General features: G+C 70.2%; 13 protein-coding genes. 5 read left to right on the forward strand and 8 right to left on the reverse strand.

Going from position 1 to position 13,865, the window contains the following annotated elements:
- Positions 1–138: 138 nt before the first annotated feature.
- On the reverse strand, positions 139–1,278 hold the full coding sequence (locus ACXJY8_RS12830; protein WP_463769433.1) for an anhydro-N-acetylmuramic acid kinase: 1,140 nt from the start codon (positions 1,276–1,278) through the stop codon (positions 139–141).
- Between the two features lie 135 nt (positions 1,279–1,413).
- Between ACXJY8_RS12830 and tyrS the strand changes: the two genes are divergently transcribed.
- Entirely contained in the window at positions 1,414–2,718 is a 1,305-nt protein-coding gene (gene tyrS / locus ACXJY8_RS12835; protein WP_463769435.1) for a tyrosine--tRNA ligase, read from the forward strand.
- A 700-nt stretch (positions 2,719–3,418) separates the two neighbouring features.
- On the opposite strand, the gene ACXJY8_RS12840 is transcribed toward tyrS, so the two are convergent.
- Positions 3,419–3,619: a hypothetical protein gene (locus ACXJY8_RS12840; RefSeq protein ID WP_463769437.1), complete on the reverse strand. Its 201-nt coding sequence runs from the start codon at positions 3,617–3,619 to the stop codon at positions 3,419–3,421.
- 10 nt (positions 3,620–3,629) lie between these two features.
- Complete coding sequence (locus ACXJY8_RS12845) at positions 3,630–3,872, reverse strand: hypothetical protein (protein ID WP_463769440.1); 243 nt, start codon at positions 3,870–3,872, stop codon at positions 3,630–3,632.
- A 197-nt stretch (positions 3,873–4,069) separates the two neighbouring features.
- Between ACXJY8_RS12845 and ACXJY8_RS12850 the strand changes: the two genes are divergently transcribed.
- Positions 4,070–4,261, forward strand: a complete 192-nt coding sequence (locus ACXJY8_RS12850; protein ID WP_463769442.1) for a hypothetical protein — start codon at positions 4,070–4,072, stop codon at positions 4,259–4,261.
- Positions 4,262–4,297: 36 nt separating this feature from the next.
- Here the strand turns inward: ACXJY8_RS12850 and ACXJY8_RS12855 are convergent, their stop codons facing one another.
- A complete protein-coding gene (locus ACXJY8_RS12855; protein ID WP_463769445.1) occupies positions 4,298–5,248 on the reverse strand; it encodes a LysR family transcriptional regulator in 951 nt (316 codons plus the stop codon).
- A gap of 97 nt (positions 5,249–5,345) precedes the next feature.
- On the opposite strand from ACXJY8_RS12855, the gene ACXJY8_RS12860 reads away from it, so the two are divergent.
- The gene (locus ACXJY8_RS12860) at positions 5,346–6,218 is read left to right on the forward strand and encodes an aldo/keto reductase family oxidoreductase (protein WP_463769447.1); all 873 of its coding nucleotides are present in this window, start codon (positions 5,346–5,348) and stop codon (positions 6,216–6,218) included.
- A gap of 47 nt (positions 6,219–6,265) precedes the next feature.
- On the opposite strand, the gene ACXJY8_RS12865 is transcribed toward ACXJY8_RS12860, so the two are convergent.
- Positions 6,266–9,715 carry a hypothetical protein gene (locus ACXJY8_RS12865; protein WP_463769449.1) on the reverse strand — a complete coding sequence of 1,150 codons (3,450 nt, stop codon included), beginning with the start codon at positions 9,713–9,715 and terminating at the stop codon, positions 6,266–6,268.
- 186 nt (positions 9,716–9,901) lie between these two features.
- On the opposite strand from ACXJY8_RS12865, the gene ACXJY8_RS12870 reads away from it, so the two are divergent.
- Positions 9,902–10,369, forward strand: coding sequence for a peroxiredoxin (locus ACXJY8_RS12870; RefSeq protein ID WP_463780600.1), 468 nt, complete (start codon positions 9,902–9,904; stop codon positions 10,367–10,369).
- Positions 10,370–10,466: 97 nt separating this feature from the next.
- The gene (locus ACXJY8_RS12875) at positions 10,467–11,663 is read left to right on the forward strand and encodes a M23 family metallopeptidase (protein ID WP_463769452.1); all 1,197 of its coding nucleotides are present in this window, start codon (positions 10,467–10,469) and stop codon (positions 11,661–11,663) included.
- 48 nt (positions 11,664–11,711) lie between these two features.
- On the opposite strand, the gene prfB is transcribed toward ACXJY8_RS12875, so the two are convergent.
- The 3 genes from prfB to ACXJY8_RS12890 all read right to left on the reverse strand — a co-directional run bounded on the left by prfB (position 11,712) and on the right by ACXJY8_RS12890 (position 13,860).
- Positions 11,712–12,840 (reverse strand): peptide chain release factor 2 gene (gene prfB, locus ACXJY8_RS12880; protein WP_463769454.1). Its coding sequence is split into 2 segments (ribosomal slippage): positions 11,712–12,770 and positions 12,772–12,840, totalling 1,128 coding nucleotides; the frame shifts between segments, so codons are not numbered across the junction.
- Between the two features lie 277 nt (positions 12,841–13,117).
- Positions 13,118–13,438 (reverse strand): hypothetical protein, encoded by a 321-nt coding sequence (locus ACXJY8_RS12885; protein ID WP_463769456.1) that lies wholly within the window; start codon positions 13,436–13,438, stop codon positions 13,118–13,120.
- A gap of 209 nt (positions 13,439–13,647) precedes the next feature.
- Positions 13,648–13,860: a hypothetical protein gene (locus tag ACXJY8_RS12890; protein WP_463769458.1), complete on the reverse strand. Its 213-nt coding sequence runs from the start codon at positions 13,858–13,860 to the stop codon at positions 13,648–13,650.
- Between the last annotated feature and the right edge of the window lie 5 nt (positions 13,861–13,865).

Consider the following 13,865-nt stretch of genomic DNA (forward strand, 5'->3'; position numbering starts at 1 on the left):
TTCGGGAAGGGTTTCCTCCCGTGAACCGGTCTGTCGGGCGCGGGTTCGGGCCGCGCGCGATCACATTCAAGATGCCTCGCCAGAGGCCTTGCGGTGCGACCCGCCGGGTCGATATCCCTCCCGGCGTGGCCGATCTGCTCAGGCGTCCGGCCGCGCCAGCACGCCGCCGGTCGTCGGCTCGCGCACGCCGGTGGTCGACGGGAAGGTGATCGGCAGACCCTTGAGCGAGCGCACCGCGAGATGCGCGAAGGCCTGCGCCTCGAGGTAGGCCGAGGACCAGCCGATGGCGTCCGCCGTCGTGATCTCGGCCCGCAGGTGGTAGTTCAGCAGCCGGACGAGTTCGCCGTTGCGGGCGCCGCCGCCGGCCACGATCCAGCGCGACGGAATCTCGGGGGCGTGGTCGAGGGCGCGGGCCACCGCGCGGGCGGTGAAGGCGGTCAGCGTCGCGGCGCCGTCCTCCGTGGAGAGCTGGCCCGCGAGCTTGTGCGAGAACCAGTTGCGGTCGAGGGATTTCGGCGGGCGCCGGGCGAAGAACGGGTGGATCAGCAGCCAGGCCAGCAGCGGCTCGTCGGGGCGCCCGCGGGCGGCGGTGCGGCCGCCATCGTCGAGGGGGCGGCCGGTGCGCTCGCGCATCCAGTCGTCGATCAGCGCGTTGCCGGGGCCGGTGTCGAAGGCGATGACGTCGCCGTTCGAGGACAGGATGGTGGCGTTGGCGACGCCGCCGATGTTCAGGATGCCGAGCGCGCCCTCGAAGCCGGAGGCGCGGGCGAGCGCCTGGTGGAACACCGGGACCAGGGGGGCGCCCTGCCCGCCCGCCACCACGTCGGCATGGCGCAGGTCCGACACCACCGCGATGCCGAGGCGCCGGCTGAGCGCCGCGCCGTCGCCGATCTGCACGCTCATGCGCTGGTCCGGCCGGTGCACCACGGTCTGGCCGTGGAATCCGATCACGTCGATGTCGGCCGGCGTCAGGCCGTTATCAGCCAGGAAACTCTCCACCGCCTCGGCATGGGCGGCGGTGACGAAGGCCTCGGCCTCGGCGAGGCAGCCGGGCCGGTCCTCGCGGGCGCTGACCCCTTCCGAATCGATCAGGGCCTGGCGCAGCAGGGCCCGGTCCTCCTCGGTGTAGCCGCGATAGCCGGTCGGGCCGAGGGGTTCGAGGTAGCCGTTGTGGCTCTGGACCACGCGCACGGTCTCGCCGTCGGTCTCGATCAGGGCGACGTCGACGCCGTCGAGGGAGGTGCCGCTCATCAGCCCGATCGCGCGCATCATCGTCATGGTGCCCTCCGCGGGCCTCGATGCCCGTGCCATCCGTCCGCAGCCCTGCTAAGAGCCGCCCCAACAACCCGTGCGGTGCTATCACGCGGCCTTCGGCCCTGTCCCGCGCCGCGATCCATTAGACCGGAACCTCGCATGTCCCCCGACGCCTCCCAGGCCGCCCCCGCCAAGCCCGTCGATGCCTTCGTGCCGCAATCCGACTTCCTGAAGGTGCTGACGGAGCGCGGCTACATCCACCAGGGGTCGGACCTCGCCGGCATCGACGCGGCCGCGCGCGAGGGCCGGCTGACGGCCTATGTCGGCTATGACTGCACCGCCGCCTCCCTGCATGTCGGCCACCTCCTCTCGATCATGATGCTGCACTGGCTCCAGGCCACCGGCGGCACGCCGATCACCCTGATGGGCGGCGGCACGACGCGGGTGGGCGACCCCTCGGGCCGCGACGAATCGCGCAAGATCCTCACCCTCGAGCAGATCGAGGAAAACAAGGCCGGCATCCAGAAGACCTTCTCGCGGTTCCTCAGCTTCGAGGCCGGCGGCAACGGCGCGACGATGATCGACAACGCCGAGTGGCTGACGAAGCTGAACTACATCGAGATGCTGCGCGACATCGGGCGCCACTTCTCGGTCAATCGCATGATGTCGATGGACAGCGTGCGGATGCGCCTGGAGCGCGACCAGGAACTCTCGTTCCTGGAATTCAACTACATGATCCTCCAATCCTACGACTTCGTGGAGCTGAATCGCCGCTACGGCTGCGTGCTGCAGATGGGCGGCTCGGACCAGTGGGGCAACATCGTCAACGGCATCGATCTCGGCCGCCGCATGGGTACGCCGCAGCTCTACGGGCTGACCTGTCCGCTGCTCACCACCGCCTCGGGCGCCAAGATGGGCAAGACCGCCGCCGGCGCGGTCTGGCTCGATGCCGGGATGCTGAGCCCGTACGATTACTGGCAATTCTGGCGCAACAGCGAGGACGCCGATGTCGGCCGCTTCCTCAAGCTGTTCACGCTGCTGCCGATGGACGAGATCGCGCGCCTCGAAGCCCTGACGGGCGCCGGGATCAACGAGGCCAAGAAGGTGCTGGCCACGGAGGCCACCGCCCTGATGCACGGCCGCGAGGCGGCGGAGGCCGCCGCCGAGACCGCCCGCAAGACCTTCGTCGAGGGCACCGTCGCCCAGGACCTGCCGAGCATCACCGTCTCGCCCGACCTGCTGGAAGCGGGCCTCGGCGTGCTCTCGGCCTTCGGGCCGGACTACGCCAAGCTCCTGCCCTCCACCAGCGAGGGACGCCGCCAGATCAAGAGCGGGGGCCTGCGCGTCAACGACGTGCCGGTGACCGACGAGCGCGCGGTTCTGCGCACGGCCGACCTCACGGCGGACGGCGTGATCAAACTCTCCTTCGGTCGCAAGAAGCACGTGCTCGTCCGCGCCGGTTGAAACGGGATTCGCGCCGACGCCGCTTTCGGCGCTGAGAAGCCCGGGAGATCTCCCGGGCCGATCGGGATCAGAGGATGCGGAATGACGGATCGACGCCGGGGTCAGGCTGTCGACCCGGGCTGACGCGCATCGTCACCCGAACGACGGCACGCGGACCCAACGACAATAAGTGTAGGCGATCCGGAGATCGGAGCGCATACTGATCGTTGGGTCAGGATGCTCTATGACAATTCAAGAACTCGTCCGTCGGCGTCGATCATCGGCAGCACAGGCAGCGGTCGTCGGTGCGACGCGTGCTTTGGAAATGGCGTTTCCCCTCATCGAGAACGACGAGACGCTCAATCGTCTGGGCCGGGCCCTGGCCGCCCTCATCGCGTTGGACAAGCTCGCCGCGCGGGAGGATACCGTCGCAGTGGCCTGCTGATCTGGAGCCGGCCCGCGGCAGACCTCGCGTGAGCGAACGCGACGGACCGCCGGGGGCGCATGAGGCTGCCGAGGTCCCACCGGGACCCAGCCATGGTCCGGACGACGTCCCTGGACCGCCCGCGCCGGTCCTCGACCCGATCGTCCTTGTTCGCCTCGGACCGGACTCGATGCCGTACCGTTGATCCGCATGCCGGATCGAGACGCACGGTGGCCGACCGACATTGCTTGGGCCCCGGGACCGGGGAGCGGCGCGAGTTCGGATCTCCCATCGCGATCAGTGCGGGGTCCAGGGTGCACCGATGCACGTCCCGATGATGAAGACGATCGCCGCTGCACAGATGGGCAGCGCGGGAGACGTCGTCCGAGGAAGCGCCTTCGCCTGACGGCCGGGCCGAGCCCAGACCATCCTGGCGCCGATCGCCAAAACGGCCGTCGCAACCGCCACGTCGAGCGCCGCTTCGAGGAGGTCTGTCATCCCGGCTGACCTAATCCCATTGCTGGCTGTCGAGGTTGCAGGCGCCGTTCGTCAGCTTGGCGATGGCCGTCATGGCCTCATCGAGGCTCGGGTGTTGGACCTTGACCGTCGCGAGGATCGTCCCCGGCTCCGGTCTGACGGTGACGGTATCCCCCGCCGCGCTTCTCCGGATCGTTCCGAGGTCGCGACCCAGTCGGTCCTTCAGAGACCAGGCATCGCGATCCGAAATCACCGGCGTGAGTACGACGTCCATCGGCGGTCCTCGCAAGACAGATCTGGGAGCGCCATCATGCGAATGGTCCGTCGCCGACGCGCAAGATGCGCTGTCAGTGATGCGCTCGGCGCAGGGTTCTGGCAATCCTGGAAAAACAAATGCAGCGAGTTTTTTATTTGTAGGAGACTGCGAAAACATGTGTATGATCGTTGATATATTTAGAAAAAGGGCGACCTATGTTCCGTATTATTCTCCGCCACGAAGCCTCGGCCCTTGGTTCGAAGGCTTGGACCGGCGACCTGGATTCGGCGAAATCGCATGTGAAAAAGCTGATCGATGAGCCGCCGGCGGGCGTTCGAGCGACCTCCGCCGAGATCCGCGATGGAGTCTCGCAGGCGATCGTCCACCGCTATCCGCTCCTGCCGTAGCGCTGTTGCGACTCCTCGGGCGTCGGAGCGCGGTCGCTACGGAGGCGTCCCCGGCGCCTGCCGGGACGGATCCGCCTGCGGAGGCTCCCTGCGCCGCTGCCGCCCGATGAAATCGACGAAGGCCCGGAGCGGCGCCGGCAGGTAGCGCCGCCCGGGATAATACAGGAACGGCCCCGGAAAGCGTGGCCACCAGGGCTCCAGCACGGGCTCCAGGGCGCCGCTGTCGAGATGCGGCCGGAGCCAGTCCTCGAACAGGCTGAGGATACCGACGCCGGCGATGGCTGCCTCGACGGCGAGATCGGTGGCGGCCCCGACCCGGACGATCAGCGGCCCGGTCGGGTCGACCGTGACGGTCTCGCCGTCGCGCTCGAACTCCCAGGCGGTCATCGCGCCGCTGGCGAAGCGGCCGCCGATGCAGGCGTGGCCGAGGAGGTCGCGCGGGTGGTCCGGGCGGCCGCGCCGGTCGAGATAGGCCGGGGCCGCGACGGTGGCGAAGCGTTGCTCGCGCGGGCCGATCGGCACCGCGACCATGTCCTGCTCCAGGCGCTCGTCGTAGCGAATCCCCGCATCGCAGCCTGCCGCCAGCACGTCGACGAAGCTGTCGTCGGCGATCACCTCCAGGCGGATGTCGGGATAGGCCGCCAGGAACGGCGGCACGATCCGGGGCAGCACCAGCCGGGCGGCGCTGACCGGCACATTCAGCTTGAGCGTCCCGGCCGGCCGGTCGCGGAAGCCGTTGACGACGTCCACCGCCGCCGCGACCTCGCTTAAGGCCGGCTTCAGGCGCTCCAGAAGCCGCAGGCCGGCCTCGGTCGGTGCGACGCTGCGCGTGGTGCGGTTCAGGAGCCGCACGCCGAGACGGGTCTCCAGCCGCCGCACCGCCTCACTCAGGCCCGAGGCGCTCGATCCGCTGGCGCGGGCGCCATTGCGGAAACCGCCCGCCTCGGCCACGGCGACGAAGGCCGCGAGATCGCTGAGATCCGTCATCGCTGTTCGCTCCGACGCACAACCCGTGCGGATTGTCCCGTATTATCGCATCCGGTCCCGGGGTCTAGATCGGGCTCACCGCACAGGAGAGACCCCCATGAACGACCTCGACACTGCCGGCACCTACCGGCTCGGCGACCGGACGGTGAACCGGATGGGCTACGGCGCCATGCAACTGGCCGGGCCGCAGGTGTTCGGCCCGCCGAAGGATCGGGCCCAGGCCGTCGCGGTGCTGCGCGCGGCAATCGCCGGCGGCGTCGACCACATCGACACCAGCGACTTCTACGGCCCGCACGTCACCAACCAGATCATCCGCGAGGCGCTGCACCCCTATCCGGACGACCTCGTCATCGTCACCAAGATCGGCGCGCGCCGCGGCCCGGATGCGTCCTGGAACCCGGCAATCTCGGCCGGCGACCTGACGGACGCGGTCCACGACAACCTGAGGAACCTCGGCCTAGCGGCCCTCGACGTCGTCAACCTGCGCATCATGTTCGACGTGCACGGCCCCGCCGAAGGCTCGATCGCGGAGCCCTTGCGCGTCCTCGCCGATCTCCGGCGCCAGGGTCTGGTGCGCCAGATCGGGCTCAGCAACGTGACGGCGCGGCAGGTGGCCGAGGGTCGGTCGATCGTGCCGATCGCCTGCGTGCAGAACGCCTACAACCTCGCCCACCGGGCCGACGACGCCCTGGTCGACGATCTCGCCGCGGCCGGCATCGCCTACGTGCCGTTCTTCCCCCTCGGCGGCTTCAGCCCGCTCCAGTCGACGACGCTCTCGGCGGTGGCCGCGCGCCTTGGCGCGACGCCGATGCAGGTGGCCCTCGCCTGGCTCCTCGCCCGGTCACCGAACATCCTGCTGATTCCCGGCACGTCGTCGCCGGAGCACCTGCGCGAGAACCTCGGCGCCGCGAGCCTGAAGCTGCCCGAGGACGCGAGGCGGGAACTCGACGGGATCGCCGGGGCGGGCTGACGGTTCGCGCTCCCCGGGTGAGCAGACGAGGCCGAGGGCGGTGGACGTCAGCGCTCGGTCTCGTTCATCGGCGTGCCGGCGGCGAGCCCGTCATTGCCGCCGCCGGCGCTGAAGAGCTTGCGCAGGATGCCGGGGGCGAGGGCCGAGAGCGGGTTCACGCTCACGTCCGGCTTGGCGAGGCGGCCGGACACGCGGAAGTTCAGGGCGAACAGCCCCTCGTTGCGGCCGCCGCCGAGGAGCTGGCCGAGAATCGGCAGCTGGGAGACGACGTTGTTCAGGCCGTAGAGGGGCACGAAGGTGCCGTTGATATCGGTGCGTTCCTTGGCCGTATCGAGGAAGCCCGTCATTGTGAAGCCCATGGCGGGGTTCGAGATCGCCGCGTCGCTGATGTCGATGCGGCTGCCGGTGCGGGTGAAGATCGCCCGCAGGCGGTCGAATTCCACGTCGTTGCCGGCGTTCTGGACGATGTATTTCCGGCCGCGCGCATCCGTGACCTCGCTGGTCGCCGGCCCCTGCGCCATGATGCTCGACAGGGCCGGCTCGTTGCGCAGGATGAAGTTGCGGATCTGCACGGAGCCCGGCTGCGGCCCGTCGTTCAAGCCGCTCGTCATGATCAGCTTGCCGCCGTACATCCGCTTGTAGATGTCGGCGAAGCGCAGGGTCGAGCCGGCATCCAGGGTCTCGATGGTCAGGCCCGGCCCGCCCCGGTCGGTATGGGTCACCTGCGCGGAGAACGGCGCGCTGGTGAACTTGCCCTGGATGCGCCCGCTGCGGATGTCGCGGCCGCGCAAGGCGAGCTTGACGGTGGCGTTGGTCAGCGATTCCCCGTTGAAGCCCGTGAGAATGCCGACGCTGAGGTCGGCATCGATATCCTTCGGAGCGGCGTCGCGGCCGCCCTTGGCGTCGGCCCCGGCGAGGTTGCGCAGGAAGGGGCGCGCATCGGCGACGGCGCCCTTCACGGTCACGCGGTAGCCGTTGCCGTTGCGCTCGGCCTGGAGGCGCATGTCGTCGCCGGGCGAGAGCTTGAAGCTCGCCAGGTCCGCCCGCTCGAAGCCACCCTCCCCGTTCAGCGTCGCGCTGCCCCGCGCCAGCAGGGGCGCGGCCTCGACCGCGAGGTCCCGCAATTCCATGCCGCCGCCCGCGGTCTCCTGCATCGTGAAGCTCGCCCGGCCGGCCTTGCCGACCGCCTTGGTGAAGCCCGGCAGCAATCCGTCGCTGCCGGCGCGGGCGAGGTCGGCCTCGACGCGGATCGGCGGCTTGCCGGCATTCGGCCGCCCGATCGGGACGTTGATCCGCACCGGGATCGTGCCGGAGAGGAGCGGTGCCACCGGCAGGCCCTTGCGGGCGCGCAGGGCCTCGTCGAGGGCGAGCGCCACGTTGATCTCGCCGGGCGCTCCGGCCTTCGGCTGGCGCAGGTCGACGGTGAGTGCGGAGCCCATCACCTTGCCGTCGCCCTTCAGGGCGAAGGCGCCCCGGTCGTAGGAGACCGTGAAGCGGCCCGCCTCCAGGCGCTCCTTGCCGAAGGCCTTGTCGACGGCGATGTCGGCCAGCGTCCCCGTCATCGTCACCGGCAGGTCCGGCAGGTCGGGGATGTGCTTGAGGTTGAGGGGGAAATCGATGCGCAGGTCGGCGCTGCCCTTGACGGTCGCCGGATCGAGGTCGACCCCGGTCAGGCTCTTGAACATCTTCGTCTGCAGCAGCGAGACCAGCGCGTCGGCGCCGCCTCCGAGCCGCAGGCCGATCTGCGCCACCACGGTGTCGGGTGTGATCTTCGGGATGACGAAGGAGCCGTCGGAGATCGACAGGGTGCGGCTGTCCGGCATCCGCAGGTCGGCGGTGACGTTGCGGATCGTCGTCGTCAGTCCGGTGATCGTGCCGGTCACGCGGCCGCGGGTGAGCGGCGGGGCGTCGGACGTGACCAGGAGGCTCGCATCGGAGACGGAGAAGTCGATGTGCACCGCGTTGTCGGGCATCGGCTCGCCGCGGGTGGCGGCGGCCAGTTCGGTGCCGCTCATGTCGACGGTGATGTCGACCGCGTTCACCTTGCCGCCGCGCAGGTTGTCGACGAGGTAGTTGCGCGCCGGCGGCGCCACGTGCTCCGGCCACAGGCGCAGGGCCATGCGCCCGTCGGTGTCGGCGGCCACGATGTGCAGGGTTAGCCCGTCGTCGTCGGCCGCGGTCCCGATGGTCCCGGTGATCCGGCCGTTGGCCGCGCCGGCCCGGACGGAGAAGTCGTCGATGACCACGCCGCCGGCCTTGCCGGTGAGGTGGGTCGAGACCGTGTCGAGGGTCACCGGCTTGTCGGCGGGATTGGCCCCGCGCAGCACCGCGCCCTTGCCCGCCAGTTCGAGGGTCCAGGCGGATTCGGCGCCCGGCGGCGCGGCGGTCCAGGCGCCGGTGAGATGCACGGCATTGCCGGCGCCGCGATAGTCGAGGGCGTCGAGCTTCATGGCCCGGCCCGCCTCGTCCCAGCTCACCGCGGCCGCGAGGCTGTCGATGGTGACGGGGTTGAAGTCCTTCTCCTCGATGAGGACGTTGCCGCCGCCGGTACGGATCTCGGCCGTCATCGTCTCGATGCGCCCGGCATCGATCGCCACGTCGGCCTTGGCCGAGAGCTTGAGGTCGGTCTCCACCGGCAGCTTCGACTGCCCGGACAGGAGCAGCAGGTCGGTGATCGGCAGGTCGTCGAGGGTGATGATGCCGGTGCGCTTGGTGCCGCCGGCCTCGTGCAGGTCGCCGCCGAAGCGCCATTCCCCGTGCGGTCCGTCGATGCGCAGTTCGAACACCCGGGCATCGCGCACGGCGTCGCGCCGGAACAGGCCGTTGACGTGCTCGAAGACAGCGCGCTGGCGGGCGTCGTCGTCGATCAGCGTGAGGCGCCCGTTGGTGATCCGGGCCCGGTCGAGGGCGCCGATGACCCCGGCGGAATCGAGGACGACGCCGAAGATCGAGGCGACGCTGGCGGAGATCGGCGAGACGTGTCCCGCCGCGGCGTCGACGCTGGGCAGGGTATGGGGCACCACCGCCCCGGCCTGACTGCTACTGTCCGAGGCCGCGAAGGCGATGCTGCCGTTGCGGTGGACCAGGGCGGTCATCTGCAGGTCGCGGAATTCGATGGCGCGCGGCTGCACCGCGAGGCGCAGCAGGCTCCAGGTGTCGAGGCTGACCACCGCGAGGGGCGCCCGGACCACCAGGGCGCCCTCGGGATTGTGGATGTCGAGCCCCGCCACCCGGAGCGCGAGGGATTGCTCGGAATCGAGTTCGAGGGCGCTGTCGCTGAGGTTCACGCGCCAGCCGGGGCCGATGCTGCCGGCGATGGCCGAGGCGACCCGCTCCGACATGCCGTCGATGCGCAGCGGCCCCATGGACAGGCGGCCGATCAGGCCCCCGACGGCGATCACCAGGCCGATCACCAGGGCGGCCACGATCCAGAGCAGCGGCCGCCGCCGGGCGGCGCGCCGCGCGGGTCGCAAACCTGTGGCCGTTTCCTGGTCCATCAATCCTTGTGCCGCTGGATCGGAACGTCCCCTCGGGCTATCGAGCGGCTGTCCTACGGGTTTCAGCTTTCGCGAGTCTTCTACCGCGGGTCTTCTGCGTTCTCGGGCCCTGCGGCGCCGGGGCCTCGGACCCCGTCGCGGTGCAACGCCAGAGGCACACCATCAATCGGCCGAAAGGAAGGCATGATGCCCCTCGATACCGGAGATCAGGCGCCCGACTTCACGCTGGCGGGCGCCGGCGACGAGACGATCAGCCTCGGAGCACTGAAGGGCCGCAAGGCGGTCCTGTACTTCTACCCCAAGGACGACACGAGCGGTTGTACCCTGGAGGCGCAGGGCTTCAACGCCCTCGGCCCCGACTTCGCGGCCGCTGACACCATCGTGATCGGGGTCTCGCCGGACTCGGTGAAGAGCCACGACAAGTTCCGCGCCAAGTACGCCCTCACCTTCCCGCTCGCCTCCGACGAGAGCAAGGCGATGCTGGAGGCCTACGGCGTCTGGGTCGAGAAGAGCATGTACGGCCGCAAGTACATGGGCGTCGAGCGCACCACGATGCTGATCGACCGGACGGGCCGCATCGCCCGGATCTGGCCGAAGGTGAAGGTGCCGGGCCACGCCGAGGAGGTGCTGGCGGCGGCGCGCGCGCTCGCCTGACGGATCGCTCCGCATGATGAATCGTGGGTGCGCCGCCTTGGCGGTTCGTTAACCCTGATCCGGGCAGGGTGACGCGGTGGATCAGGTCACGCGTCCCATGCCATCGTCCTCTCGGAAGACCTCCTCGAAGGCGACCCGCGTCGTCTCCGCCGCCCCGGGCTCAGCGCTTCGGTCGCGCCTCCTCACCGGAGCGCTGGCCCTCGCGGTCGCCTGGGCCGGCGGGGCGACGTACTACCTCGTCTTCCACGACGAGGTGCTCGCCCGCTTCGTCTCGCAGCAGAGCGCGATCCAGTACGGCTACGAGGAGCGGATCGGCGCGCTGCGCCTTCAGCTCGACCGGGTGACGATGGAGCAGGCGGCGGCGCGCGACGGGATCGCCCAGCGCATGGCCGAGCTCGCCCGGCGCCAAGCCGCGATGGAAGCGCGCCAGGCCGTGCTCGCGAATCTCGCGGGCGACACCGGCGCGGCATCGCTGCCGCCCCCGTCCGCCGAGATCCCCGAGCCCGCGCCGCGACCCGTGCCCGGCGGCAAGCCTTTCCCGACCCCCGACGCCCTGCAGCTGCGCACCGAGGCCGAGGCCGTCCCCGGGCGGCAATCCGCCCGCGCGGTGGAGGGCCGGGTCGCGGCCCTCGAGCAGCGCCTCGACGGGCTCGCCGAAGCGCAGTCGCGCGTGCTGACCAATCTCGGCCTGCGGGCCGGCCGGCAGGCCCAGCGCCTGCGCAGCCTCGTCGCGCGGCTCGGCCTCGACCCTGCCCGCTTCGAGCGCGAGCGTCCCGCCGGCATCGGCGGCCCCCTGGTGCCCCTGAATGGGGACGCCTTCGGACTGTCGCTGGCGGACGTGCAGCGCTCCCTCGCCGACGAGGCGCATCTGCGCCGGGTCACCGCGGGACTGCCGGTACGCCGTCCGCTCTCCGGCGAGATCAGCCTGTCGAGCAATTTCGGCGCCCGCCTCGATCCCTTCACCCGCGGCTACGCCATGCATACCGGGATGGACATGCGGGCGGAGACCGGCGAGCCGGCCCGCGCCACGGCGGCGGGACGGGTCACGGCGGCGGATTACAACGGCGGCTACGGCAACATGGTCGAGGTCGACCACGGACACGGGCTCGTCACCCGCTACGCCCACCTCTCGGCCTTCGACGTGGTGGCCGGCCAATGGGTCGAGCCCGGCACGATCGTCGGCCGGGTCGGCTCCACCGGACGCTCGACCGGAAGCCACCTGCACTACGAGACCCGGATCGACGGCGAGCCCGTCGATCCGGTTCGGTTCCTGAGGGCGGCCGACGCGCTCTGATCGCGAGGCGAGCGGCGCGGCGATGCCCGGGATCCGGGGAAGCGCCCCCTACTCGATGTCCTCGACCACGTCCGCCCCGCCATAGACACGCTGGGCGAGCGAGGCTTCCATGAACGGATCGAGGGAGCCGTCCAGCACCGCGTCCGGATCGGTGGACTGGGTGCCGGTGCGCAGGTCCTTCACGAGCTGGTAGGGCTGCAGCACGTAGCTGCGGATCTGGTGGCCCCAGCCGATATCGGTCTTCGCGGCGGCCTCGGCGTTCGCCTTCTCCTCGCGCTTCTTCAGCTCGGCCTCGTACATGCGGGCACGCAGCATGTTCCAGGCGGTGGCCCGGTTCTTGTGCTGCGACCGCTCCTGCTGGCACGCCACCACGATGCCGGTCGGAATGTGCGTGATGCGCACCGCCGAATCGGTGGTGTTGACGTGCTGGCCGCCGGCGCCCGACGACCGGTAGGTGTCGATGCGGCAGTCCGATTCCTTGATCTCGATCTCGATCCGGTCGTCGATCACCGGATAGACCCAGACGCTGGCGAAGCTGGTGTGGCGCCGCGCGCTCGAATCGTAGGGCGAGATGCGCACGAGCCGGTGCACGCCGGACTCGGTCTTGAGCCAGCCATAGGCGTTGTGGCCCTTGATCAGGAGCGTGGCGCCCTTGATCCCGGCCTCGTCGCCGTCCGACCACTCGACGATCTCGACCTTGTACTTCCGGCGCTCGGCCCAGCGGGCGTACATGCGCTGGAGCATGTTGGCCCAGTCCTGGCTCTCGGTGCCGCCGGCGCCCGAATGGACTTCAAGATAGGTGTCGAAGCCGTCGGCCTCGCCGGAGAGCAGGGTCTCGATCTGGCGGCGCGCGGCCTCCTTCTCGACGGCGCGGACGCCGGCCTCGCCTTCCTGGATGGTGGCCTCGTCGCCCTCCATCTCGCCGAGCTCGATCAGCGTATGGGCGTCCTCGAGGTCCTGGCTCAGCTTCCTGATCGCGGTCACGGCGTCATCGAGCTGGGTGCGCTCGCGCATGACCTTCTGGGCCGCCTCGGCGTCGTTCCAGAGTTCGGGGTTCTCGGAAGCCGCGTTCAGCTCCGCGAGGCGTTTCTCGACGGTATCCCAGTCAAAGATGCCTCCTCAGCAGTCCGATCGACTGCTTGGCGGCATCCGAGAGTTGTTCGATCTCGGCGCGCATCTGGTGTTTCGGGCTCGTCTGTATGGGGTGTGGGAGCGGGTGATACCGGGCCGGCCGGATGGTGTAAACGGCGCGACCGAAACCGCGAGTGCGTCGCGTGCTCTCCAAAAGAGCATCCGGAGTGACGGAGATCGACGGCACGAAGCCGCGCCCACTGGTCCGGGCGTCCCGGTGGATGCCGGCTTGCCGGTGCCGCACCTAAGGATCGTGGGAGTGGCGGCGGGGCAGCCGTTCCGGCGCGGGCTGAATCCTGGCCGCGCGCCCGATCGACCGGGCGCTAGCGCAACGCGGGGCGAACGTAGTCCTGCGGGCCGATGCGGGCCGGTGCCAGCACGTACTCGCGCGGGCGATGGCGCTGGTTCAGCGGGCCTTCACTGAGGCCGTCGCTGAAGTAATCCGTGCCGGTCAGGCCGAAACCGCCGCCGTTCATCACGCTCGGCACCGGAATGGCGTTCGGCACGTCCGGGATCGGCCGGCCGCTGCTCGGGCTCGTCGGCAGGACGACGGGCCCCTGGGCTCCCAGGAAGAGGGTCTGCGCGGGCGCGGCGACGGTGAACCCGAGACCGATCAGGCCAGCAGCAACGAGGGTTCGCATCATCAGCACCACGTGGAAGAGCCGGCGGGCGACCTGAAGCCGGGAGGGACGCGCCCGGCGCCATCATGCCCCAACCGGACGGCGTTGTCCGTGTCCGTTCGGTCGCGCCGCCCCGACATTCGGCGGCTCCCTGTGGGAAAATCCCTGTGAGTGGGCGCCCGAAACGAGAAAGGCCGGGCATCGGCCCGGCCCCGCGACACGATCCGGTGGCGTCAGCCCTTGGCGCGAAGCACCACCGAACGCTCCTGCAGCATGGGCTCGCAGGTGGAATAGAAGCCGTTCAGCACGGTCGGGCGCGAATTGCACTCGTAGCCGAGGGTCGGCTCGGGCGCCGGAACCGGGTCGCGAGCGACGATCGGCTTCGGAGCGCAGGCTCCGGCGGAGGCGCTCAGCACCAGGGCGACGGCAAGGGTCAGGCGACGCATACGAA

The sequence above is a fragment of the Methylobacterium sp. TK31 genome (genome assembly GCF_055361545.1).